The organism is Streptomyces cathayae, from assembly GCF_029760955.1.
In the GTDB taxonomy this organism is placed as follows: Bacteria; Actinomycetota; Actinomycetes; order Streptomycetales; family Streptomycetaceae; genus Streptomyces; species Streptomyces cathayae.
On record NZ_CP121682.1, the window covers coordinates 2,516,173 to 2,535,966 of the forward strand.

Genomic DNA, 19,794 nt, shown 5'->3' on the forward strand with positions numbered 1-19,794 from the left:
TCAGGTGACGTACTGCCGCAGTCCCGGTACGTGCAGGGTGCCGCCGAACTGGCCGGCCTGCTGGACCGTCACATCGGTGAAGTAGATCAGGGGGATGTTGAGCGGCGGCGGGTTCTCGGGGTCGAAGGTGACGGGGATCAGCCCGAGCAGCTTGCCGGAGATGCGCTCCGTGTACATCACGGTGTCGCCGTCGCGGATGGTGGACATCGACCCCTTGGCCGCCTGCACGTGGTGGGTCTTGCCGATCGACCTGTCCTCGACCGTCTGGTGCAGGTCGCCGATGTCGGTGCCGTCGGAGACCACGTACTTCAGGACCTTCTTGACCTTGCCGCTCGCGGTCCGGACCTCGACGATGCCCCGGTAGTCGGCGCCCCTCAGCAGCAGCGAACTGGCGTTCAGGAACCAGGGGTCCTCGGGCAGCGGGACCCTGTTGTCGACCCCGCCCTCGGCGTCGGTGGCGATCGGACAGCCGTCGAGGTCGGTCGCGGCACTCCCGGACGGTGCGGGCGGTGCGGCCGACGCGGAGGGGCTCGGCGAGGTGGTGACGGGATCCGTCGGGTCCGGGGCCGCCGGGGTTTCCGGAGCCTCCGGGGCCGCCGGGGTCTCGGCCGCCTCCCCCGCGCCCTCCGCCGCCCCGGCCGCCGTGTCGGCGGCTTCCCCGGCGGTGTCCTTCGCGGCTTCGGTGGCCTTCTCGACGGCTTCGACGGCGGAGGCCGACGGGGTGGGGCTCGGGCTCTCCTCGGCCTTCCTGTCCTGGGGGGTGAGGACGTCCTTGACGGCGTCCCCGATGTCCTCCAGGAGGTTGCGCCCGGTCTCCGAGGGCGTGGGCGCGGGTTCGCTCTGCCCTCCGGAACCCCGCGCGCCCGAGGCCGCGGACGGAGCGGGCGCGGGCTCCTCCTCGTCGCCGGAGTCACCGGAACCCGGACCCGGACCCGAACCCGGACCCGGCCCCGACGAAGGAGGTGAAGAGGACGAGCCGTTGTCCGTGCCCTCGCCCGTGCCCGGGTTCGCGGTCCTGCCGTCCCTGGCGGAGGCCGAGGGGCTCGGCTCCGTGGTGGCGTCGGCGCCGGAGGACGGAGCCGCCGTGTCGCTCGCCGGGGAGGACGCGTCGTCCTCGGACTCCTCCAGGGCCTTCAGACAGTCCTTGTACTCGTCTGCGGTCAGGTTCTTCGCCTGCGGCCGGTCCTCGGCCTGGGCGAGCGTCGGCGTGAACCCCATTCCCATGAGGACCGCGGTCGGCATCGCCGCGAGGGCGATCGCTTTCCCGGCAGGCATGTGGAGTCTGGTGAACAGCGGCTTCTTGGGTGCCGCGTGGCGCGGCCCGGTTCTCACACGGAACGTCTCCCCATCGGTCCCGCGGGTCACCTCGTCAGCCGGCACTGTGCCTCCCGTTCGCCCCGTTCGCCGGGCTCGTTCCTGACAGATCGTTCTCGCCCTGTGCCTCAGGAGCCCGGGAGGGACCCCCGTCCTCCCTTGCCGTGGTGTCCTTCACGCGTCCCGTGGCCGTGGTGCCGGGTTCCGCGCTCTGCGGAAAGCCGCCCCGGCCCGGGGGAGCCGTCTGCACCTCCTGCTCGGGCGGGATGCCCGGCGCCCACGCGACGGCCATCGCCCCGCCGACCAGCGCGAGCAGGAAGCCGATGCCGAGGCCACCGAAGTTGGACACCGGAATGGAGACGAGCCCCAGCAGGATCGCCGCGACACCCGCGAAGACCCGGATGTGCTCCTGGACCCACAGACTGACGCCGAGGACCACCAGCAGCACCCCGATGATCAGAGACCCCGCGCCCGCGGTGGTCGCCATGGTCAGCGTCAGATGGCCGACCCGGAGATTCGCATACGGGAAGTACATGATCGGAAAGCCGCCGAGCGCGACGAACAGGCCGGCCCAGAACGGCCGTGCGCCTCGCCAGGCACGGAACTGCTGCCTGCGGCGGGTGAACTGGCCGGAGGCGGCAGGAGTCTCGGCGCTCATGGAAAACAGCTCCCTGGTACGGCTTTGCTGTGGTCGTGATGTGCACCGCGTGTGAAGACGCGGCAAGAAGGTGGACGGGCGGGGGCGCCACCGGCTCCCCCGCCCGTCAGCGAGTGCTTAGTAGCACTCCTTGACACCCGTGGACAGCGACATCTTCAGCCCGCTGAGCTTGAAGGTTCCGGCGGTGGTGGCCCACGCCGTCTGCTTCACCTTCTTCAGCGTGGCCGAGTCGGCCTGCTGCGCGAAGCCGTACGGGTTCGCCTGCTCGTTGCCGCCCTTCATGCCCGGACCCTTGTTGGCGTCCTTGGCTGCCACACCGATGTCGATGTTGTGGAAGGTGGCGTCGGCCTCGAGGTTCGCGACGTCGATGTACAGGTTCTCCGCACGGACCGGGGTGCCGCCACCGCCGGCCCTCAGTATCAGACTGACCGAGCCGAGCCCCGGGATGCCCGGGGTCACCACGGACTGGCACATGTTCGTGATCTCCGCGGTCCGGAACGCCGAGACCGCGACGGGGTGAGCCGTCTTCTCGCCCTTGAGGGTGTGCCCCTCGTCGAGCGCTCCGTACTGGGCGAAGCCCGTCCCGTCGAGCTGGTCCGCCGTCACCTTGAACGACTGGCCGGAGACACTGAACGACGCGGCGAGAGCACCCTGCGCCATCGCGATGCCTATACAAGCCGTGGCGGCCACACTGGGCACCATCACCACGGCGAACCGCTTCCATCTGGTCCCGCCACGCACCTGGGACTCCATATTTCCTCCTTCTCGGACGTACATCTCCTGCTCCGACGCACCGTCAACAGGCGGGCAGCCGGGCAGGGATGGGAGAAGTGCTACGTCCTCGGGAAGGGGAGCGCCGTGCTCGGCAGCGCACGAAGCGTCCGAATCACCGGCGATCACCCCCGAGCGACAACCACTGGTCGCGCCTGACACGCATCACGCACAACCTGCCGGACAGGCTTCGCCGGGTGGGCGAAGACCCCCCTGTCCGAGAACCGGCTCCACTGCCGCCGGTCCTGCCCGGTGGGGACCCAGGGCGCCCGCGGCCCCGACCGGCTGTCGGAGGACGGGCGATGGACCGAGCGTCGCCGATCGTGGTGCATTCTCGCCGCCCGCACAAGGGGCTTCATTACTCGCTGGTAACGGCTGGACAACCGGAGAGCGACCCACCGGCGCCGGACGGCGACCCTCGGTGCCCCGCAGGGGATGGACAAAACAGTTGACACCCGGACGGGGTCCGACAGATCAACGTGCGCGACTTACTCGCAGTAACAGCGGCCGCGATTGCCAAGTTTCGGCAAAGCGCGGCCGCACAGGCCTTCGGTCGGCCAACCTTCCACTCGGGCACCACCGGCCCGGAAACCGCCTCGGGCGGCCGGACAAGGTACCCCCGATCCACTCAGAACAGGGCACGCGCCAGCGCTCTGCGCGCGGCGATCACACGCGGATCCTCGGCCCCGACCACCTCGAACAGCTCGAGCAGGCGCACCCGCACGGCCTCGCGGTCGTCGCCGGCCGTGCGCCCCACCGTCTCGATGAGCCGGCCGAAGGCGTCCTCGACATGACCGCCCACCAGATCCAGGTCGGCGGCGGTGATCTGCGCCTCGATGTCCTGCGGCTTCCCGGCGGCGTCAGCGCGCACCCGCTGCGGGTCCAGACCCTCCACCCGCCGGAGCAACTCGGCCTGGGCGAGGCCCAGCTGGGCCTCCGGGTTGCCCGGGTCGTCGGCGAGCACGTTCTTGTACGCCTGGATCGCGCCGCCCAGGTCACCGGCGTCCAGCGCCTGCACGGCGGCCTCCAGCAGGGCGTCGTACGGGCCGACGGGCACCTCGGCGTCCGACGCGGCACCGCCGCCGCCCGGCACGGCGTCGGGGTCGACGGTGAGCCCGGTCAGACCGAAGCGCTCCTCGGCCACCTGCACCAGCTGGTCCAGGGTCTGGCGGATCTGCGTCTCGCCCGCGGCCCCCTGGAAGAGCGGCAGCGCCTGCCCGGCCACCACCGCGAACACCGCGGGAATTCCCTGGATGCCGAACTGCTGCATCAGCATCTGGTTGGCGTCGACGTCGATCTTGGCGAGCAGGAAGCGCCCGTCGTACTCGACGGCGAGCCGCTCCAGGACGGGGCTCAGCTGCTTGCAGGGCTCACACCATTCGGCCCAGAAGTCGATGACGACCGGGACCTCGGCGGACCGCTGCAGGATGTCGCTCTCGAAGCCGGCCTCGTCGACGTCGATGACGAGGTCGGCCGGGGAGATCGCGCCCCCGCCGCCCTGCCGGACCGCCTCCGCGCGGGCCTGCTCCGCCTTCGTCTTGGCCTCCTGGGCCGCCTTCACCGCGCCGAGGTCGACGACTCCGCTCATGGACATGTTCCGTGGCTGCATACGTCTATCCTCCCCCGTACCCCGCGTGTCTGTGAAAACGCCGGGAAACCCGGGCGCCCGCGTCCTCTTCGGCACGGGGTCCCCACCCGCGCCCGTGGTCGTCGCTCGAGCGGGCCGGCCGTTCCGTGCGGGCCGCCCCACTTTCGCTACGGGTCGTAGCGTAACGCCCGGCATCACGCACGAGCCGGGCCACTCCGGTGATCTCCCTCACGCTCCCCGCACGGCGGCACGGGAACCGGCGGATAGGGTCGTATCCATGCAGAGCAGTACCGGTCGGCCCCCCGCCACACGCACCGGACGCCCGCGCAGCGCGGCGGCGGACACCGCGATCCTGGCCGCGACACGGGAGGCCCTGGTCGAACTGGGATGGTCCGGGCTCACCCTGGGGGACGTCGCGAGCCGCGCGGGCGTCGCCAAGACCACCCTCTACCGGCGCTGGGCGGGCAAGAACGAGCTGGTCGTGGACGCGGTCGCCGAACTCTTCGACGCACTCGAACTCCCCGACCGCGGCAGCCTCGCCGCGGACATCGAGGACGTGGTCCTCCAGCTCGCGGTGCTGCTGTCCCGCCCGGAGGCCAGGTGCGGGCTGATGGCGGTGGTCGCCGAATCCACCCTCGACGAGGCCCTGCGCGAACGCATCCGCACCTCGATCGTCCAACGGCAGAAACGCCTGGTCCACACCGGCCGCGTCCGCGCCCAGAGACGCGGCGAACTGCCGCCCGACCCCGACCCGGCCGAGGCGGCCCGCACCGTGGACCTGACCTTCGACATGGTCGCCGGCGCGGTCCTGCACCGCACGCTGGTCAGCGGGCGCCCGGCGGACGAGGAATGGGTCCACGACCTCACCCGCGTCCTCCTCACCGGCCTCACCACCCCCGGCCCCACCCCGTAGCCGGGGCGGGGTGGGGGCGGGGCCGGGCCGGGGCGGCGGTCAGAAGCCCGCGGGCTCGGTGTACACCCCCCACTCGTCCCGCAGCGCGTCGCAGATCTCACCGAGGGTCGCCTCGGCGCGTACGGCGTCCAGCATCGGCCCGATCATGTTGGCGCCGGAGCGGGCCGCGTCGAGCATGGCGGCCAGGGCGGCCCGTACCGCCGCGTCGTCGCGGGCGGCCTTGCGCTCACCCAGCGCCCGCACCTGCTCGCGTTCCACCTCGTGGCTGACCCGGAGGATCTCCAGGTCACCGGTGACCGAGCCGGTGTGGACGTTGACCCCGACGACCTTCTTGTCACCCTTCTCCAGCGCCTGCTGGTAGCGGAACGCCGACTCGGCGATCTCGCCGGTGAACCAGCCGTCCTCGATACCGCGCAGGATGCCGGAGGTGATCGGCCCGATGGGGTGCTGCCCGTCGGGGTGCGCGCGCAGTCCCCGTTCCTTGATCTGCTCGAAGATCTTCTCCGCGTCCGCCTCGATCCGGTCCGTCAGCTGCTCCACGAACCAGGAACCGCCCAGCGGGTCGGCCACGTTGGCGACGCCGGTCTCCTCCATGAGCACCTGCTGGGTGCGCAGGGCGATCTCGGCGGCCTGCTCGCTGGGCAGGGCGAGCGTCTCGTCCAGGGCGTTGGTGTGCAGGGAGTTGGTCCCGCCGAGGACGGCGGCGAGCGCCTCCACGGCCGTCCGTACGACGTTGTTGTACGGCTGCTGCGCGGTCAGCGAGACGCCCGCGGTCTGCGTGTGGAACCGCAGCCACTGCGCCTTCTCGCTCTGCGCGCCGTACACGTCCCGCATCCAGCGGGCCCAGATGCGGCGCGCGGCGCGGAACTTGGCGATCTCCTCAAAGAAGTCGAGGTGCGCGTCGAAGAAGAAGGACAGGCCGGGCGCGAACACGTCCACGTCGAGCCCGCGGCTGAGCCCCAGCTCCACGTACCCGAAGCCGTCCGCCAGCGTGTACGCCAGCTCCTGGGCGGCCGTCGAGCCGGCCTCGCGGATGTGGTAGCCGGAGACGGAGAGCGGCTTGTAGGCGGGGATGCCGGCCGCGCAGTGCTCCATCAGGTCGCCGATCAGGCGCAGATGCGGCTCGGGCGTGAAGAGCCACTCCTTCTGCGCGATGTACTCCTTGAAGATGTCCGTCTGCAGCGTGCCGTTGAGCACGGCGGGGTCCACGCCCTGGCGCTCGGCGGCGACGAGGTACATGCAGAAGACGGGCACGGCGGGCCCGCTGATCGTCATGGAGGTCGTCACGTCCCCGAGCGGGATGTCGTCGAACAGGACCTCCATGTCGGCGGCCGAGTCGATGGCCACCCCGCAGTGCCCGACCTCGCCCAGGGAGCGCGGGTCGTCGGAGTCGCGGCCCATGAGCGTCGGCATGTCGAAGGCGACGGAGAGCCCGCCGCCGCCGTTGCCCAGGATCATCTTGTAGCGCTCGTTGGTCTGCTCGGCGTTGCCGAACCCGGCGAACTGCCGGATCGTCCAGGTGCGCCCCCGGTAGCCGGTCGGATACAGGCCGCGGGTGAAGGGGTACTCCCCCGGCCAGCCGATCCGCTCGAACCCCTCGTAGGCGTCCCCGGGCCGCGGCCCGTACACCGGCTCCACGGGATCGCCGGAGAGCGTGGTGAAGTCTGCGTCGCGCTTGCGCGCGGCGTCGTACCGGGCCTGCCAGCGACGGCGGCCTTCCTCGATGGCGTCAGCGTCCATACCTTCGAATTTACTAGGACGTCCTAGTAAATGATAGTGGTGCAGGCCAGGACGGGGGCACGGGACGTCACAGCGGACCGGATACCCTCGACGGCATGAAGAAGAGCGTCTTGACCCGGTACCGGGTGTTGGCACATGTCACCGCAGTCCTTCTGGTTCTGCTGACCGTCGGCGTGATCGGCAAGCGCGTACTGGGCATGGACGGCTTCGACGGCTTCGTCTCGGTGGTCGGCATCGCTCACGGCTGGCTCTACGTGCTGTACCTGGTCTTCGCGTTCGACCTCGGCAGCAAGATGAAGATGCCCGTGGGACGGCAGCTGTGGGTGCTGCTCGCCGGAACCGTCCCGACGGCGGCCTTCTTCGTCGAACGCCGGGTGACCCGCGAGGCGGAACCGCTCATCGCGAAGGACGCCGACACCACGCCCGCGACAGCCTGACCACCGGCGCGGGGCGCCACCTCACTTCGTGATGTAGTGGCACTGCGTGGCACGCAGCCTGCCGTTGACGAACAGCTTCGCGCAGGCCTTGCCGTAGGCCGGCAGCGTCCGGGCGCCGGCCCGGCGCAGCGGGGCGCCGTCGCACTCGGCGTGCGTGGCGCCCCGCGCGGTCCGGTACGCCCTGCCGTTCGTGTCGGCGTAGGCGAAGTCGATGCGCCAGTTGCAGAACCGCGAGAAGGTCGCGGCGGCACCGACGCAGTCGACGCCCGCGAGCTGGCCGGAGACCCGTTTCCCGGAGCCGTCGATCCTGTGGGTCAGGAAGCATCCGACGGGGACCTTCACGGCGGCGCCCCGCACCTCGTAGGTGAAAGTACCGATGGCGGTGGACCCCAAGGCGCCGGCGTGCGCCGGCCCCGCCACGCCCATGGGGCCGACTGCGGCGAAACCCAGCACAGCGGCGGCGACCAGCACGCCACGGACAGAACGACGAAGACTCACGCGCGAGCCCCCACCCGAAGAAAACGGACGCCGACCCTCCGCATGAGGGCCGATCGGCAGGATCTCAGCCGGAGATGAGTGCCTGAGCGTTTCTGCGGGCCGCCGGAGAGAAAACCACCGTCACGTGGTAACCCCTGGCCCGGTGCTGACGGGCTTCACTCCCCCTGGAAGTCCCCCGCCGCGAGCCGGAGGGGGCGAAGGACGGCGAAGAGTTCGGCGCATTCCTCGGCGTCGTAGGCGCTGAGGCCGAAGTCCATGGCCATCAGGTCGCGGGTGGCCGCCTCGACGACCTCGCGTCCCTTGTCGGTGATGCTCGCGAGGGTGCCGCGGCCGTCGTTGGGGTTGGGGCGCTTGGCCACCAGGCCGGAGCGCACCAAGCGGTCCACGGTGTTCGTCACCGAGGTGGGGTGCACCATGAGCCGCTCGCCGATCTTGGACATCGGCAGCTCGCCGGACTTCGAGAAGGTGAGCAGCACCAGTGCCTCGTACCGGGCGAAGGTGAGCCCGTACGGCTTGACCACCGCGTCGACCTCGGCCAGCAGGATCTGGTGGGCGCGCATGACCGAGGTGATCGCGGCCATGGACGGCACGCTTCCCCAGCGCTGCTTCCAGAGTTCGTCGGCGCGGGCGATGGGATCGAACGAGAGACTGAGCGGCTTCGGCACGCAGCCGACCCTACCGGCCGGTCATATGGTGGTCAGCCCCGTCTCGCCCTTCGGTCCGCGCCGCTACGTCGTCGCCCGCGCCGGACGGCGGTGCCGTCCGGCGGTCGGGCGGTCGGACGGTCTACTGCTCCGCGCTCTGCGCCAGGTGCCGTTCGACGGTGTCGACCTTGGCGGTGAGGCCGTCCTCGACTCCGGGGCGGAGGTCCGCCTTGAGGACGAGCGAGACCCGCGGGGCGCGTGCCTCGACCGCGGCCACGGCGCGCTTCACGACGTCCATCACCTCGTCCCAGTCCCCCTCGACCGAGGTGAACATGGCGTCGGTGCGGTTCGGCAGTCCGGACTCGCGGACCACCCGCACGGCGTCGGCGACGTACTCCCCCACGTCCTCGCCGACGCCCAGCGGCGTCACGGAGAAGGCGACGATCACGCGCCCACCACTCCCTCGGCGCGAGCCCGGGAGGCGATGACCGCGTCCTCGGCCTCGGCCTTCAGCCGGCGCTCGGCGAAGAAGCCGCCGGTGGGCAGCACCGACATCAGGAAGTAGAAGGCGGCGGTCTTCAGCGACCACTTGGCGCGGTTCCAGGCGTCGGCCCAGAAGAGCACGTACACGACGAAGAGGAACCCGTGGATCGCGCCCAGCGCCGGGACGGCGTTGAACTCCGTGGTCCGCTTCAGGACCGAGGCGACGAGCAGCAGCAGGAACGAGATCGCCTCGGGGGCCGATACCAGGCGGAGGCGGCGGAGGGCACTGGCGGTCTTGAGGTCCACGGATCACCTTCGGGTGGGAGAGACGTTTGTGAATGCACGCACAAGCGTTTGTCCATTGTGACAAACCCCGTCCGCGATCACTGGAGCGGGTCAGCCCCTAAGGGGATCTTCCGGGTGCGACTCACCCCACAGGGCCTGTCGGCGGGGCGGGGCGGCGGTTAACGTCGCAGATGTGGCGATGTTCCGACTTCAAAGCAGCAAGGTGCTCGTCGTCGACATGACCGGGGATGCCGTGAAGGCGAAGAACGGCTCGATGGTCGCGTACGACGGCGAGATGGCGTTCAAGAAGCTCACGGGCGGTGGGGACGGCATCCGGGGGATGGTGACCCGGCGGCTCACCGGTGAGCAGATGACGATGATGGAGGTGAAGGGGCGCGGGACCTGCTGGTTCGCCGATCGTGCCGCCGACATCAACCTCATCGGTCTCCAGGGGGACAAGCTCCATGTGGAGTCGAGCAACCTGCTGGCGACCGACGGCGGCCTGCGCACCGGGACCACTTTCACGGGCCTGCGCGGGGCCTCACAGGGCAACGGGCTGTTCACGACCACCGTCGAGGGGCACGGCCAGGCGGCGGTCATGTCGGACGGGCCGGCCGTGGTGCTCCGGGTCGGTCCGCAGTACCCGCTGACCGTCGACCCCGGTGCCTACGTCGCCCACCAGGGGAATCTGCGGCAGTCCCTGCAGTCCGGGGTGACGTTCCGCACACTGCTCGGGGAGGGCGGCGGCGAGGCGTTCCAGATGAGGTTCGAGGGCGACGGGCTGGTCTACGTGCAGCCCAGTGAGCGGAACACGATCGCGGGGGATGTCTGACATGGGCTTCCGGGAGATCAACTCGAAGGTGGTCGAGGCGACCGTGGTGCCCGGCCGGCGGCTGTTCAGCCAGCGCGGCGCGATGCTCGCGTACCGGGGGGAGGTCGGCTTCACCCCCAACATGACGGGTGGTCAGGGCGGCCTGCGGTCGATGATCGGCCGGCGGGTGGCCGGGGAGGCCACGCCCCTGATGAGCGTCGAGGGCGACGGCACGGTCCTGTTCGGGCACGGCGGCCACCACATCCAGGTGATCAACCTCTCCGGGGACACCCTGTACGTCGAGGCGGACCGCCTGCTGGCGTTCGAGGGCACGCTGGAGCAGGGCACGGTGTTCCTGGGCTCGCAGGGCGGGGTGATGGGCATGGTCCGGGGCCAGGTCTCCGGGCAGGGCCTGTTCACCACCACGCTCAGGGGGCACGGTTCCGTGGCCGTCATGGCGCACGGGGGCGTGATCGAGCTCCCGATCACCCCGCAGCGCCCGGTGCACGTCGACCCGCAGGCCTATGTCGCCCACCACGGCGACGTCCGCAACAGGCTGTCCACCGCGCTCGGCTGGCGGGACATGGTGGGGCGCGGCTCCGGTGAGGCGTTCCAGCTGGAGCTCAGCGGCAGCGGTGCGGTGTACGTCCAGGCCTCGGAGGAGAAGCTGTGAGCCCCTACGGATTTCAGGGCGGCGGCCCCGGGCCCGCCGTCACGGTCTTCGACCCGACGACGCTGCCGTCCGACGACAACGTCGACGCCTACACCTTCTGCGTGGAGCTCCGGGGGAGCCGGTGGTTCCTGCAGAAGGGGAAGATGATCGCCTACTACGGCACGATCGAGTTCAACGGCATCGGGCACGGCCGACTCGACCGGCTTGTCCGTACGTCGTTCCATTCGCCACTGCACGCGAGCGACTGGGTCGTGGCGGAGGGCTCGGGCAAGATGCTCCTCGCCGACCGGGCCTTCGATGTGAATTCGTACGATCTCGAGGACGGCAATCTGACCATTCGCTCGGGCAACTTGCTCGCTTTTCAGCCAAGTCTGTCGCTGAAGCAGTCGATCGTGCCGGGTTTCCTGACCCTCATCGGAACCGGAAAGTTCGTGGCCGCGTCGAACGGTCCGGTGGTGTTCATGGAACCCCCGCTCCGGGTGGACCCGCAGGCGCTGGTGGGGTGGGCCGACTGCCCCTCCCCGTGCCACCACTACGACCATGGCTACATGACCGGTGTCCTGGGCGGTCTACGTGCGATGACGGGCTTCGGCGGGGCTTCCGGCGAGGAGCACCAGTTCGAGTTCGTGGGGGCGGGCACCGTGCTGCTGCAGTCCTCCGAGAGCCTGATGGCGGAGCAGGCCACGGGGGCCGTTCCGCAGGCGCCGGGGGTCCCCGGCGGCGGGGCTTCCGGAGCGCCCGGGCAGGCCGCGGGGGCACCGCGCCTTCCCGGACAGCTGGGAGACCTCCAGCGTCGCTTCGGGCTGTGAGCGGTAGTCTGCGGAGTGTGACGTCGAACGCGTGCACGCCGCCACTGTCACGGAAACCATCACTAGTTCGCCTTTCAACTTTTTAGGTAGACTTCATTCATGGAGACCGAGACGGCCACACGCTGGCTGACCAATGCGGAGCAGTGCGCCTGGCGTACCCACCTGGAGGTCAACAGGCTGTTGACGTACCAGCTCGAGAAGGACCTGCAGCCCTTCGGCCTGACAATGAACGACTACGAGATCCTGGTGAACCTGTCCGAGTCGGACGACCGCCGGATGCGGATGAGCGACCTCGCCTCCGCCACCATGCAGTCCAAGAGCCGGCTCTCGCACCAGGTCACCCGGATGGAGAACGCGGGCCTGGTCCGGCGGGAGCACTGCGAGTCCGACCGGCGCGGCCTCTTCGCCGTCCTCACCGACCACGGCATGGAGACCATGCAGAAGGTCTCGCCCCATCACGTGGCGTCGGTGCGACGGCACTTCATCGACCTGCTCTCCCCCGAGAACCTCGGTGAGCTGGAGAAGGCCCTCAAGCCCATCGCGGAGCACCTGCGCGGCCAGCGCGGGCGCCTCTGACCCACCGGTCCCCCTCCCGCGAGCGGGACCACCGGTTCACCTCAGGCGAGCGGCAGGCGGAGTTCGAACAGGGCTCCGCCTGCCGGCGCCGCACCGGCCGTGAGCGTCCCGCCGTGCCGTGCGGCGACGTCCCGCGCGATGGCGAGGCCCAGGCCGGCCCCGCCGTCGTCGCGGCTGCGGGCGTCGTCCAGCCGCACGAACCGCTGGAAGATCCGCTCCCGGTCGGCCTCGGGCACCCCGTCGCCGTCGTCGGCCACGCCGAGCACCGCCCAGTCGCCCTCGCGCCGCACGGTCACCGAGACCGTCTCGCGGGCGTGCCGGCGGCCGTTGTCCAGCAGGTTGCCGAGCACCCGGCCCAGCTGCCCCCGCGACCCGGCCACCTCCGCCGTCTCCGCGTCCACCGTCACACCCGTCCGTCCCGCCGCTTCCTCGCGGGCCAGCGCGGCCAGGTCCACCCTGCCCTCGACGGGCCGCTCCCCCGCGTCCAGCCGGGCGAGCAGCAGCAGGTCGGCGGCGAGGTGCTGGAGCCGCACGGTGTCCTGGACGGCGCCGTCCAGGTCCAGCAGCTCGGGGTGGGCGGCAGCCACCTCCAGCTGGGTGCGCAGGGAGGCGATCGGGCTGCGCAGTTCGTGCGAGGCGTCGGCGACGAAGCTCCGCTGCCGCTCCACGGACGTCTCCAGGGCGGCGAGGGTCTCGTTGGTGGTGCGGGCGAGCCGCGCGACCTCGTCGTGGGTCGCCGGTTCCGGGACGCGGCGCGTGAGGTCCTCGGACGCGGTGATCGCGGCCATCTCCTCACGGATCGCGGCGACCGGACGCAGGGCACGCCCGGTGAGCACCCAGGTCATGCCGGCGACGAGCGCCGCCAGCAGCGGAAAACCGATCAGCATCACGGTCAGCGCGGTCCGTACGGCACTGTGCTCGGCGGCCAGCGGAGCACCGGCGTAGACGGTGAGCAGGCCCCGCTCGTGGGTCCGCACGTCGACGGCCGCGAAGCGGTAGTCGGCGGTGTCGTCGCCGATCGTCGCGGCGCCGCTGCCGTAGGTGGCCTGCCGACTGGTCTCGCCGGGGGCGAGGGAGGGGGCGTCGTCGTCGGCGTCCTGCGACTCCTCCGCCTTGTCCGAGTCGCCGGCGCCCTCCGTTTCGTCCGCCTCGTCCTCGTCTTCCTCGTCCTCGTCCTCGCCGTCCTCGCCGTCGTCGTCATCGTCGTCGTCCTCACGGGTCGAGGGCGAGGGTGCGACCGAGACGGAGGGGGAGGGTGAGGGCGACGGTCTGGGTGTCACCTCGTCGGTGGCCGTGCCGTTGATCCACCGCAGGCCCGCGGCGGCCTTGACCAGGTTCCCGTCCTCGTCGAGGATCTGCACCGGTCCGGCCTCGCCGTCCAGCCCCGACAGCTCCTCGTACGGGGTCCGCGCGGCGAGCTCGGAGGCGACCGACCGCGCCTTGCGCTCCGCCTCGGTGCCCGCCTCGGCGGTCAGGTTGGAGCGCAGCGCCTGCAGGACCGCGGTGCCGGTCATGACCAGCGCGACCACGACCACGAGCGTGGCACCGAGCGTGGCCCGGGAACGGACCGAGCCGAACAGCCGCCTCATGGCGCCGTCTCCAGCCGGTAACCGGCGCCGCGCACCGTCCGGATCAGCGTGGCGCGGAGCTTGCGGCGCAGGGCGCTGATGTAGACCTCGACGATGTTCGGGTCGCCCTCGTAGGCGAAGTCCCAGACGTGCTCCAGGATCTCCGCCTTGGAGACCACCTCACCGGCCCGCAGCACCAGCTGCTCCAGCACGGAGAACTCCTTGGCGGTGAGCGTCACCTCGTCCTCGCCGAGGAAGACCCGGCGAGCCGCGGTGTCCACCTTGAGATCCCCGTGCACATGCACCGGGGAGGCCCCGGCGCCCTGGCCCCGGCGGCGCAGCAACGCCTTCACCCGGGCGACGAGGACGACGTAGGAGAACGGCTTGGTGAGGTAGTCGTCGGCGCCGGTGTCCAGCCCCTCGGCCTCGTCGTACTCACCGTCCTTGGCGGTGAGCATCAGGATCGGCACCTCGTGGCCGGCGGCGCGCAGGGCGGCGCAGACGCGGTAGCCGTTGAGGCCCGGCAGCATGATGTCGAGGATCACGAGGTCGTAGGTGCCCTCGGTGGCCCGGTGCAGGCCCTCCCGGCCGTCGTGGACGACGTCCACGGCGTACCCCTCGGCGGTCAGACCCTTGGCGAGGGACAGGGCCAGGCGTTTTTCGTCCTCGACTATCAAGATCCTGAAGGTGCGGCGCGCAGCGCCTCCTGCAGGGTGGTGGTGAGTGACAGGTGGGTGCATGCGCACAAGGGTCGCAGAGCGAACGTCAACTACCCGGGACTGAAGTCCCGGGCTTGCTGCTCGGTTCCGTCGATGGCTTCGACGGAACCGGCCGCGTCCAGCTCTTCCCCCTGTGCGTGTCGCGGTGCGTCAGGCGATGAGGGGGAGAGCGGGGGCCTGTGACTCGGCCCCGCGAACCCACACGTACCAGCCACGGTGGCTGATGTTGTGGGACGCGTTGTGGTCTGCGTGCTCAGCGAAGCCGCACGACCCGCAGGTGAACACGGCCTGGGAGGGCCGGTTGGCTCTGGCGATGTGATGACAGCGGGAGCATTCCTGGCTGGTGTGGGCCGGGTCGACGTGGACCACCGGCACCCCGGCGCGTCTCGCCTTGTAGGCGATGAACGAGCCGAGCTGGTGGAACGACCAGGAGTGCAGCGTGACGCGCTGGGGCTTCCTCAGCCGTGCCCGCTCACGGATACCGCCCAGGTCCTCCAGGGCGATGCCGCGACCGGTGCGTTGAGCCTCCGCCACGATCTGTTTGCTGATCTTGTGGTTGATGTCGCGGGCCCGTCTGGCTTCCCTGCCCGCGTGTTTCCTCGCCCGCCGCTTCGCCGACTTCGTGCCCTTCTTCTGCAGCTTGGCCCGCAGGGCCCGGTCGGCCGCGCGGCGGCGGTTGAGGTGCCGGCCACTGTGCCGGATTCCGGTGGAGGTGGTGGCGATGTTGACGATCCCCAGATCCACCCCGACGAACCCGGCCGGATGCGTGTCCGGTTCGGCCTCGGCGATGTCGCAGGTCACCAGCAGGAACCACTGTCCGTCCCGGCACAGCAGATCGGACTCGCCCCGCCGGTGTGCGGCCACCACCGTCAGCTGACCGGCCTGGCCGGTGAACGCCACCTTCTTCATCCGCCCGGACGTCGTCCAGATCGACACCGTCTGGTCCTCGTGCTGCCAGGACAGCATCCGGTCGTCGTACGGCTGCGCCGCCCGCTGACGGAAGGCGACGGGCTTGCCCGAGGCCCTCTCGTACCGCTTCGAACCCGGCCTGCCGTGGTGGCCCGCCCGGAGGTTGGCGCGCAGCGTGGCGTACGCGTCGCAGGCCTTCTTGATCGCATGCTGGGCGGCCTGCGCCCCGAGTCCCCACCGTGTCTTGATCTGCTGGTAGGTGTGCTTGCGCAGGGCCAGCGGTTTCATCGCCTTCTCGGCGAAGGCGACCCCGGCCGCCCAGGAGGCTGCCTCATTGCAGGCGCGCAGGGTCGCCTCCAGCGCCGCCGCCTGCTCGGGCGTCGGCAGGAGTTTGACCCGCACGACCAGCTTCACGATCACCGAGCGTAGACACCCGCACGACGCCGCACCACGCGTTCCCCACCGGCCACCCCATCGAGTGAAACCGTCACTCCTGGGGCCTACCCGCCCTGCCCTGTGAGCGAGACCCGGACACTGTGTAGCCGGACGGCCACAGCGGCAGCGCGGCGCTGCACGAGGATGAGGTTCCTCCCGGGGCTGAAACCCCGGGGTTCCTCACAAGAACCCGCTGAAGATCACTTCAGGTCGTTTCAGGTTCTCCTCAGGATCGATCAGCGAGATTGAAGACGTCGAAAACGAAGCGACCGGGGAGGAACCACCATGAAGCGCAACATCGTGATCGCCGTCGTCACCGCCGCGGCACTGATCGGGGGAGGCACCGCGACGGCCATCGCGATCTCGGGGGACGACGAAACGCCGACGACGACGCACCCGGTGGAGGCGCTGGGCTCGGACGACGACCGCGACGACCGGCGTGACGACGACGGTGACGACCGGAACGACCTCGATGACGACGACGCTCTGGCGCTCGCCGCGAAGGTGAACGCGGCCGACGCCGTCGCCGCCGCCCTGGAGCACCGGCCGGGCACCGCGGTCTCCGTCGAGATGGACGATGACGACGGCGACGACGGCCGGAACCACCGCTCCAAGGCGGCCTGGGAGGTCGACATCCTCGGCAAGGGCGACACCCGGTACAGCGTGTGGATCGACCCGAACACCGGCAAGGTGCTGGGTTCGGAGGTCGACAACGACGATGACGACGACGCCGGCGAGGTGCGGGCGGCGCTGAAGGGCACGTCGGTGACGGCCGGGCAGGCCGCGCAGGCGGCCGCCGCCAAGGGCACGGTGACCTCGGTGGACCTGGACGACGACGACCGCGACGACCGGGGCTGGGAGGTCGAGACGGTCACCGCCGGCGACGACGACCGGGAATGGCTGGTCGACCTGAACAGCGGCAAGGTCACGGCGGACGATGACGACGACCGCGGTGACGACGACCGCGACGACCGCTGAACGGACCGGTGAGCGAAGGGGCGGTGCGGGCGAAATCGCCCGCACCGCCCCTTCCCGTCAGCTCTCCGTCAGCCCTCGGTCAGCCCCGCCACCAGTTCGTCCGCCGCGCGGTACGGGTCCAGCTCGCCGCCGACGATCCGGTCCGCCAGCGCGCCCAGCCGGCGGTCGCCGTGCAGGTCGCCGATGCGCTGCCGCAGGGCCGTGACGGCGATCGTCTCGATCTCGCGGGCGGCACGGGCCCGCCGGCGCTCCGCCAGGACCCCGTGCTCCTCCATCCACGCGCGGTGCTTCTCCAGGGCCTCGACGACCTCGTCGACGCCCTCCGCGCGCGAGGCGACCGTCTTGACGATCGGCGGGCGCCAGTCACCGGGGGCCCGGGCCTCGCCCAGGCCCAGCATGTGGTTCAGGTCACGGGCGGTGGCGTCCGCGCCGTCGCGGTCGGCCTTGTTGACGACGTAGACGTCGCCGATCTCCAGGATTCCGGCCTTGGCCGCCTGGATCCCGTCGCCCATGCCGGGCGCCAGCAGCACCACCGAGGTGTCGGCCTGGGAGGCGATCTCCACCTCCGACTGGCCGACGCCGACCGTCTCCACCAGGACCACCTCGCAGCCCGCCGCGTCCAGGACGCGGATGGCCTGCGGCGCGGCCCAGGCGAGGCCGCCCAGGTGGCCGCGGGTCGCCATGGAGCGGATGTAGACGCCGGGATCGGAGGCGTGCTCCGACATCCGGACCCGGTCGCCGAGCAGCGCGCCGCCGGAGAAGGGCGAGGACGGGTCGACGGCCAGGACACCGACCCGCTTGCCCCGCTTGCGGTACGCGGTCACCAGCGCCGAGGTGGACGTCGACTTGCCGACGCCCGGTGATCCCGTCAGCCCGACCACGTACGCGTTGCCGGTCAGCGGTGCCAGGGCCGCCATGACCTCCCGCAACTGCGGGGACGCCCCCTCCACCAAGGAGATCAGCCGGGCCACGGCCCGCGGCCTGCCGTCCCTGGCCTGGGCCACCAGAGTGGAGACGTCCTGCATCACAGCTCCGTTCACGAGAGAGAAACCGGTCGGCCGTCCGAGCCGGGTCAGGCCTTGGCCACCCGCACGATCAGGGCGTCGCCCTGGCCGCCGCCGCCGCACAGCGCCGCCGCGCCGACGCCGCCGCCGCGCCGCTTCAGCTCCAGCGCCAGGTGCAGCACCAGCCGGGCGCCGGACATCCCGATCGGGTGGCCGAGGGCGATGGCACCGCCGTTGACGTTCACCTTTTCCGTGGACACCCCGAGATCCTTCATCGACTGCACGGCCACCGCGGCGAAGGCCTCGTTGATCTCGATCAGGTCGAGGTCGGAGACCTCCAGGCCCTCCTTCTTGAGGGCGTGGGCGATCGCCTGGGAGGGCTGCGACTGGAGGGAGTTGTCGGGGCCGGCCACATTGCCGTGGGCGCCGATCTCGGCGATCCACTCCAGGCCCAGCTCCTGCGCCTTGGCCTTGCTCATCACGACCACGGCCGCCGCACCGTCCGAGATCTGCGAGGAGGTGCCGGCGGTGATCGTGCCGTCCTTGGCGAAGGCGGGGCGCAGCTTGCCGAGCGACTCGGCGGTGGTGTCGCCGCGGATGCCCTCGTCCTGGTTGCAGAGGACCGGGTCGCCCTTGCGCTGGGGGACCTCGACGGGGGTGATCTCCGCCGCGAAGACGCCGTTCTTCTGCGCGGTGGCGGCCCGCTGGTGGGACAGGGCGGCGATCTCGTCCTGCTCGGCGCGGCCGATGCCGAGGCGCGTGTTGTGCTTCTCCGTGGACTCGCCCATGGCGACGTTCTCGAAGGAGTCGGTCAGACCGTCGTGCGCCATGGCGTCGATCATCTGGACCGCACCGTACTTGAAGCCCTCGCGGGACTTCGGCAGCAGGTGCGGGGCGTTGGTCATGGACTCCTGGCCGCCGGCGACGACCACGTCGAACTCCCCGGCCCGGATCAGCTGGTCGGCCAGCGCGATCGCGTCGAGACCGGACAGGCACACCTTGTTGATCGTGAGCGCCGGGACGTTCATCGGGATGCCGGCCTTGACGGCGGCCTGACGTGCCGGGATCTGCCCCGCCCCGGCCTGGAGCACCTGCCCCATGATCACATACTGGACCTGGTCGCCGCCGATCCCCGCACGGTCGAGGGCGGCCTTGATCGCGAAACCGCCGAGGTCGGCCGCGGAGAAGGACTTCAGCGAGCCGAGCAACCGGCCCATCGGGGTCCGGGCGCCCGCGACGATGACGGACGTCGTGCCGTTTGTGCCGTTCGTGACGGAAGGCGCTGATGATGCGGTGGATTCAGAAGCTGCGGAAGTCATGAGCTGCGATCCCCTTCCGGCTGCACAGCCGAGGAGTGAACGAGGGTTTACTTCGAATGTACTGAGCTGCGGTCCGCCCCGTCACCGGGCGTACGGTGTGATCGCGCGCACGTTGCGTAACCGCCCCGGTGGCGCTCCACTGATTCCATGCTGACGCGAATCGACCACATCGGGATCGCCTGCCACAACCTCGACGCGACCGTGGAGTTCTACCGGTCCACGTACGGCTTCGAGGTGTTCCACTCCGAGGTCAACGAGGAGCAGGGAGTGCGGGAGGCGATGCTCAGGATCAACGGGACCTCGGACGGAGGCGCCTCCTACCTCCAGTTGCTCGAGCCGACCCGGGAGGACTCCACCGTCGCGAAGTGGCTCGCGAAGAACGGGGAGGGGGTCCATCACATCGCCTTCGGTACGGCGGACGTCGACGCCGAGGCCGCCGGCATCAGGGACAAGGGCGTACGCGTGCTGTACGAAGAGCCCCGGCGCGGCTCCATGGGGTCACGGATCACCTTCCTGCACCCCAAGGACTGCCACGGCGTACTGACCGAACTGGTCACTTCGGCGCCCGTTGAGTCACCTGAGCACTGACCCACGTACATAAGGGCCGGTAGGGTTGGGTGCGGTCGCCGCTCGATGAAGGGCGATCAGGTCCTGCCGTCAAA

At 70.6% G+C, this 19,794-nt stretch carries 22 protein-coding genes; 8 read left to right on the forward strand and 14 right to left on the reverse strand.

All coding sequences use genetic code 11. The features are described from left to right. From PYS65_RS11190 to PYS65_RS11205, 4 genes are all read right to left on the reverse strand, one after another. A complete protein-coding gene (locus PYS65_RS11190) occupies positions 1 to 1,380 on the reverse strand; it encodes a hypothetical protein (RefSeq protein WP_279333797.1) in 1,380 nt (459 codons plus the stop codon). Further along, positions 1,370 to 1,972 (reverse strand): DUF6114 domain-containing protein, encoded by a 603-nt coding sequence (locus PYS65_RS11195; RefSeq protein WP_279333798.1) that lies wholly within the window; start codon positions 1,970 to 1,972, stop codon positions 1,370 to 1,372. The genes PYS65_RS11190 and PYS65_RS11195 overlap by 11 nt, the downstream gene beginning before the upstream one ends. A gap of 117 nt (positions 1,973 to 2,089) precedes the next feature. Beyond that, complete coding sequence (locus PYS65_RS11200; RefSeq protein WP_279333799.1) at positions 2,090 to 2,725, reverse strand: DUF6230 family protein; 636 nt, start codon at positions 2,723 to 2,725, stop codon at positions 2,090 to 2,092. 646 nt (positions 2,726 to 3,371) lie between these two features. Continuing rightward, entirely contained in the window at positions 3,372 to 4,352 is a 981-nt protein-coding gene (locus PYS65_RS11205; RefSeq protein WP_279333800.1) for a tetratricopeptide repeat protein, read from the reverse strand. Positions 4,353 to 4,608: 256 nt separating this feature from the next. Here PYS65_RS11205 and PYS65_RS11210 point away from each other — a divergent pair, with 256 nt between their 5' ends. Next, entirely contained in the window at positions 4,609 to 5,244 is a 636-nt protein-coding gene (locus PYS65_RS11210) for a TetR/AcrR family transcriptional regulator (protein WP_279333801.1), read from the forward strand. Between the two features lie 39 nt (positions 5,245 to 5,283). Here PYS65_RS11210 and icmA read toward each other — a convergent pair whose 3' ends face one another. Then, entirely contained in the window at positions 5,284 to 6,984 is a 1,701-nt protein-coding gene (gene icmA / locus PYS65_RS11215) for a coenzyme B12-dependent isobutyryl-CoA mutase large subunit (protein WP_279333802.1), read from the reverse strand. Between the two features lie 95 nt (positions 6,985 to 7,079). Between icmA and PYS65_RS11220 the strand changes: the two genes are divergently transcribed. Beyond that, positions 7,080 to 7,421: a DUF3817 domain-containing protein gene (locus tag PYS65_RS11220; RefSeq protein ID WP_279333803.1), complete on the forward strand. Its 342-nt coding sequence runs from the start codon at positions 7,080 to 7,082 to the stop codon at positions 7,419 to 7,421. Between the two features lie 21 nt (positions 7,422 to 7,442). Here the strand turns inward: PYS65_RS11220 and PYS65_RS11225 are convergent, their stop codons facing one another. The 4 genes from PYS65_RS11225 to PYS65_RS11240 all read right to left on the reverse strand — a co-directional run bounded on the left by PYS65_RS11225 (position 7,443) and on the right by PYS65_RS11240 (position 9,352). Continuing rightward, positions 7,443 to 7,892 (reverse strand): hypothetical protein, encoded by a 450-nt coding sequence (locus PYS65_RS11225; RefSeq protein ID WP_279333804.1) that lies wholly within the window; start codon positions 7,890 to 7,892, stop codon positions 7,443 to 7,445. Positions 7,893 to 8,074: 182 nt separating this feature from the next. Beyond that, entirely contained in the window at positions 8,075 to 8,584 is a 510-nt protein-coding gene (locus tag PYS65_RS11230; RefSeq protein WP_279333805.1) for a MarR family winged helix-turn-helix transcriptional regulator, read from the reverse strand. Positions 8,585 to 8,705: 121 nt separating this feature from the next. Then, positions 8,706 to 9,011, reverse strand: a complete 306-nt coding sequence (locus PYS65_RS11235; RefSeq protein ID WP_279333806.1) for an MTH1187 family thiamine-binding protein — start codon at positions 9,009 to 9,011, stop codon at positions 8,706 to 8,708. Beyond that, a complete protein-coding gene (locus PYS65_RS11240; RefSeq protein ID WP_279333807.1) occupies positions 9,008 to 9,352 on the reverse strand; it encodes a DUF3817 domain-containing protein in 345 nt (114 codons plus the stop codon). The genes PYS65_RS11235 and PYS65_RS11240 overlap by 4 nt, the downstream gene beginning before the upstream one ends. Before the next feature lie 178 nt (positions 9,353 to 9,530). On the opposite strand from PYS65_RS11240, the gene PYS65_RS11245 reads away from it, so the two are divergent. The 4 genes from PYS65_RS11245 (at position 9,531) to PYS65_RS11260 (ending at position 12,200) form a co-directional block, all read left to right on the forward strand. Beyond that, positions 9,531 to 10,163, forward strand: coding sequence for an AIM24 family protein (locus PYS65_RS11245; RefSeq protein ID WP_279337918.1), 633 nt, complete (start codon positions 9,531 to 9,533; stop codon positions 10,161 to 10,163). A 1-nt stretch (position 10,164) separates the two neighbouring features. Continuing rightward, entirely contained in the window at positions 10,165 to 10,815 is a 651-nt protein-coding gene (locus PYS65_RS11250; protein ID WP_279337919.1) for an AIM24 family protein, read from the forward strand. Continuing rightward, positions 10,812 to 11,624 carry an AIM24 family protein gene (locus tag PYS65_RS11255; protein ID WP_279333808.1) on the forward strand — a complete coding sequence of 271 codons (813 nt, stop codon included), beginning with the start codon at positions 10,812 to 10,814 and terminating at the stop codon, positions 11,622 to 11,624. Before PYS65_RS11250 ends, PYS65_RS11255 begins: the two co-directional genes overlap by 4 nt. Positions 11,625 to 11,723: 99 nt before the next feature. Next, entirely contained in the window at positions 11,724 to 12,200 is a 477-nt protein-coding gene (locus PYS65_RS11260; RefSeq protein ID WP_279333809.1) for a MarR family winged helix-turn-helix transcriptional regulator, read from the forward strand. 41 nt (positions 12,201 to 12,241) lie between these two features. On the opposite strand, the gene PYS65_RS11265 is transcribed toward PYS65_RS11260, so the two are convergent. The 3 genes from PYS65_RS11265 to PYS65_RS11275 form a co-directional block, all read right to left on the reverse strand. Further along, positions 12,242 to 13,789, reverse strand: coding sequence for a sensor histidine kinase (locus PYS65_RS11265; protein WP_279333810.1), 1,548 nt, complete (start codon positions 13,787 to 13,789; stop codon positions 12,242 to 12,244). Next, positions 13,786 to 14,508, reverse strand: a complete 723-nt coding sequence (locus tag PYS65_RS11270; RefSeq protein ID WP_279333811.1) for a response regulator transcription factor — start codon at positions 14,506 to 14,508, stop codon at positions 13,786 to 13,788. Before PYS65_RS11270 ends, PYS65_RS11265 begins: the two co-directional genes overlap by 4 nt. Positions 14,509 to 14,637: 129 nt before the next feature. Next, the gene (locus PYS65_RS11275; RefSeq protein ID WP_279333812.1) at positions 14,638 to 15,810 is read right to left on the reverse strand and encodes an RNA-guided endonuclease InsQ/TnpB family protein; all 1,173 of its coding nucleotides are present in this window, start codon (positions 15,808 to 15,810) and stop codon (positions 14,638 to 14,640) included. Positions 15,811 to 16,116: 306 nt separating this feature from the next. Between PYS65_RS11275 and PYS65_RS11280 the strand changes: the two genes are divergently transcribed. After that, positions 16,117 to 16,809 (forward strand): PepSY domain-containing protein, encoded by a 693-nt coding sequence (locus PYS65_RS11280; RefSeq protein WP_279333813.1) that lies wholly within the window; start codon positions 16,117 to 16,119, stop codon positions 16,807 to 16,809. A 68-nt stretch (positions 16,810 to 16,877) separates the two neighbouring features. Here the strand turns inward: PYS65_RS11280 and meaB are convergent, their stop codons facing one another. Further along, a complete protein-coding gene (gene meaB, locus PYS65_RS11285) occupies positions 16,878 to 17,834 on the reverse strand; it encodes a methylmalonyl Co-A mutase-associated GTPase MeaB (RefSeq protein WP_279333814.1) in 957 nt (318 codons plus the stop codon). 47 nt (positions 17,835 to 17,881) lie between these two features. Next, a complete protein-coding gene (locus PYS65_RS11290; RefSeq protein ID WP_279333815.1) occupies positions 17,882 to 19,132 on the reverse strand; it encodes an acetyl-CoA C-acetyltransferase in 1,251 nt (416 codons plus the stop codon). A gap of 147 nt (positions 19,133 to 19,279) precedes the next feature. Between PYS65_RS11290 and mce the strand changes: the two genes are divergently transcribed. After that, positions 19,280 to 19,720, forward strand: coding sequence for a methylmalonyl-CoA epimerase (gene mce, locus PYS65_RS11295; RefSeq protein ID WP_279333816.1), 441 nt, complete (start codon positions 19,280 to 19,282; stop codon positions 19,718 to 19,720). Positions 19,721 to 19,794 lie beyond the last annotated feature (74 nt).